At 74.4% G+C, this 3,448-nt stretch carries 2 protein-coding genes and 1 pseudogene; 2 read left to right on the forward strand and 1 reads right to left on the reverse strand.

The window, feature by feature from the left end; all coding sequences use genetic code 11:
- Positions 1-312 (forward strand): annotated as a pseudogene (locus Q4D18_RS11340) (MFS transporter); the annotation flags it as partial.
- Positions 313-448: 136 nt separating this feature from the next.
- Here the strand turns inward: Q4D18_RS11340 and Q4D18_RS11345 are convergent.
- Positions 449-1,834, reverse strand: coding sequence for an alkaline phosphatase (locus Q4D18_RS11345; RefSeq protein ID WP_303128490.1), 1,386 nt, complete (start codon positions 1,832-1,834; stop codon positions 449-451).
- Between the two features lie 110 nt (positions 1,835-1,944).
- On the opposite strand from Q4D18_RS11345, the gene Q4D18_RS11350 reads away from it, so the two are divergent.
- A complete protein-coding gene (locus tag Q4D18_RS11350) occupies positions 1,945-3,357 on the forward strand; it encodes a replication-associated recombination protein A (protein WP_303128491.1) in 1,413 nt (470 codons plus the stop codon).
- Positions 3,358-3,448 lie beyond the last annotated feature (91 nt).

Below are 3,448 nucleotides of genomic sequence, written 5' to 3' on the forward strand. Positions count from 1 at the left end.
CGGGCGCACGCCCCGGCCTGGGTGCTCGCCGGCAACGTCGCGTGGGGGTTCTTCGTCGTGCTCGGCAACGTCACCCAGGGGGCGGTGTTCGCCCGCGCGTGCCCGCCCGGGGCGCTCGGCCGGGTCACGGCCATGCGCCGCACCCTCAGCCGCGGGTCCGTGCCGCCGGCCACGCTGCTGGGCGGGCTCGCCGGCTCGGCCCTCGGGGTCGGCTGGGTGCTGGGGGCGTGGCTGGCCCTGGCCGTGGCCGGGCTGGGGATGGTCCTGCTGGCGGTGCGTCATCTGCGCCGGTCCACGGACGGGCCCCGCTGAGTCGGTCTCCCGCCCCGGGGACGTCGCCGCCCCCGTCAACGCGGGTCGACTTCTCGGAGGTGTCCGGCCCGGTGACCTCCGATACGTCGACCCGCGTGCACAGGGTGAGGGTGCGGCGCGCGAGGGGCGAGGCGGGTCAGCGGGCCCGGGTCGGCTGCACCTCGTAGACGGTCGTGGATCCGGAGACCTCGTTGGCCACGATCAGCAGCGCCTCGCCCGAGGGGGAGACGTGGGCCGGGACGAACGACGGGGTCTCGTCGTTGTTCGCGTTGAGGGCCGACTCCGGGAGCTCACCGGCTGCGATGAGCCGCGCGATCTGATCCTCGATCATGCCCGCGGAGTCGAACAGCAGCTCGCCGTCCGCGGTGTAGATGGAGAAGGAGCGGCCGCCGAAGGCGTGCAGCCGGGAGTAGCACTCGCGCTCGGCGTCGTAGCCGAGGTCCGTGACCACGTTGAGGCGGCCGAGGGCGGCCTTCATCTGCAGCGCCGCTGCCTCCGGGTACTCGGCGGCACAGAGCTCGAGGTCCTTCACGCGCTCGGCGTCCACGACGTCGCCCCACTCGCGGGGGTCGCCCTCGTTCGCCGTGACCACCAGGTCCTGCCCGCGCCAGCGGTAGGAGTCGACGCCGTCGGGCATCGGCACGCCCGTCACGGGCCAGTTCTGCCGGTTGATCGCGCCGTCGTCGTTGGACGCGTCGAGGCGGCCGTCCTTCGACCAGTCGGTGAGCTGCAGGGCCCAGAAGTCCTGGATGGTGGCCGATGTCAGGTCGATCGCGACGACGGCGTTCGCCTCCTGCACGGAGACGTAGGCGGTGCGGCCGGTGTCGCCGATGGTCACGTACTCGGGCTCGAGGTTGCGCGCGATGCGGCCGGCGGGCTCCTGGCCCTCCGGGACCTGCACGTCCGGGCCGAAGACGCGCACGCCCTCCGGCAGCGGGGTGCCCGCGTCGTAGGCGCGGAAGTCCACGGTGCGGACGTCGTCCTGGGACAGGCGGGAGAACTGGTGGACGTTCTGCGGCACGGAGATGACCGAGACGGTGCCCTCCGGGTCCGCGGAGAAGTCGTCGGCCGGCTCGCCCTCGTTGGCCACGACGGCGTAGGCGCCGTTGGGGGAGACGGCCACGGAGTTCACGGTGGCGCCCTCGTCCGTGACGGAGCCGTCGGCGGTGGTCAGGCCCTCGGCGGAGAGCACGGTCTCGCCGGTCGGAGCGGCGTCCGCGCATACGCGCAGCACGTCGATCGCGCCCTTCTGGGCGTTGACCACGAACAGGCGGCCGGTCGCGGGGTCGAACGCCGGGATCTCGGCGGCGGACGCGTCGAAGACGCCGGTCTCGTGGGTGCCGGCGGCGGTGAGCCCGACGGTCTTGCCGGACGGGTTCGCGGCGGCGCGCTCCGCGGGGGCGGAGACCGCCAGGGGCGCCAGGACGGCGGCGGAGGTCGCGGCGCCGAGGCGGGCGAGCCGGGAGAGGGTGGAGCGGGACGTGGGGTCCTCCTGCAGGTGGGTGATGGCGGTGTCCTCCACTCCACCCGAGTCCGGTGAACCGCCGGTGGCCGGCAGGCCAGGGCGGGGTGGACCCCGGGTGTCCCGCCGCCGTGCCGCCACCGGGCGCTGCTCGCTAGGCTGGTCGGGCCATGGACGACCTCTTCAGCACCGCGCACGCCGCCGGCGACGACGCCCCCGCCGGCACGGTCGCACGCCCGCACGCCTCGGCCCCGCTCGCGGTGCGGATGCGGCCGCGCACGCTGGACGAGGTGCTGGGCCAGGCGCACCTGAAGGAGCCGGGCTCCCCGCTGCGCAAGCTCACCGAGCCCTCCTCGGCCGGGCAGGCCGCCGGGCCGAGCTCGGTAATCCTCTACGGACCGCCCGGGATCGGCAAGACGACCATCGCCCACGTGATCGCCCGCGCCGAGGGCCGCGCGTTCCGCGAGCTCTCCGCCATCACGGCCGGCGTCAAGGACGTGCGCCAGGTGATGGAGCAGGCCCAGCGGGAGCGCGACCTCTACGACCGCACCACGGTCCTGTTCCTCGACGAGATCCACCGCTTCTCCAAGGCGCAGCAGGACGCGCTGCTGCCGGGCGTGGAGAACCGCTGGGTGGTTCTCGTGGCCGCCACCACGGAGAACCCGTCGTTCTCCGTGATCGCGCCGCTGCTCTCCCGGTCCCTCCTCCTGACCCTGCGCCCCCTCGACGACGCCGACCTCGCCGCGCTCGTGGACCGTGCCGTGTCGGACGAGCGGGGCCTGAACGGGACCGTCACCCTCACGCCCGGCGCGCGCGACTACGTGGTCCGGATGGCCGGCGGCGACGCGCGGCGGGCCCTCACCGTGCTCGAGGCGGCCGCCGGAGTCGGCCTGGACCGCGCGGCGGCCGCCGCGGAGGAGGCGGACGGGGGCATCTCGAAGGGCCCGGTCGAGGTCACCGAGGAGGACGCCGCCCAGGCGATGGACCACCAGGTGCAGCGCTATGACAAGGGCGGCGACCAGCACTACGACGTCATCAGCGCGTTCATCAAGTCCATCCGCGGCTCGGACGTGGACGCCTCGCTCCACTATCTGGCGCGCATGCTCGAGGCGGGGGAGGACCCGCGGTTCATCGCCCGGCGCCTGATCATCTCCGCCTCCGAGGACGTGGGCATGGCCGACCCCACGGCCCTGCAGACCGCGGTGGCCGCCGCGCAGGCGGTGCAGCTGATCGGCATGCCGGAGGGGCGGATCATCCTCGCGCAGGCGGTCACCCACCTGGCCACCGCGCCCAAGTCCAACGCCAGCTACGCCGCGGTGAATGAGGCCATCGCAGACGTGCGGGCCGGCCTCGGCGGGCTCGTCCCGCCCCACCTGCGGGACTCCCACTACCCGGGGGCGAAGGCCCTGGGCCACGGCGAGGGGTACGTCTACAGCCACGACGAGCCCCACGCCGTCGCCCGCCAGCAGTACGCCCCGGACCCGCTCGTGGGCCGGGACTACTACCGGCCCAAGCCGATCGGCCACGAGCGCCAGCTCTCCGCCCAGGTGGACGCGCTGCGTCGGATCATCCGCGGCGGCTGAGCCCCGAGGGAGACGTTCCCTGCCACCTCACCCCTCCTCCCGCCGCCTCACCCGTCCTCCCGGCCCCGCGTCGTGGTCACGACACGCCGTG

This window comes from Micrococcus sp. (assembly GCF_030523875.1).
Lineage (GTDB): Bacteria > Actinomycetota > Actinomycetes > Actinomycetales > Micrococcaceae > Micrococcus.

What these genes read in the sequence shown, in the direction of transcription:
- Q4D18_RS11350 (WP_303128491.1), top strand. Translation starts at nt 1,945, where the DNA reads ATGGACGACCTCTTCAGCACCGCGCACGCCGCCGGCGACGACGCCCCC.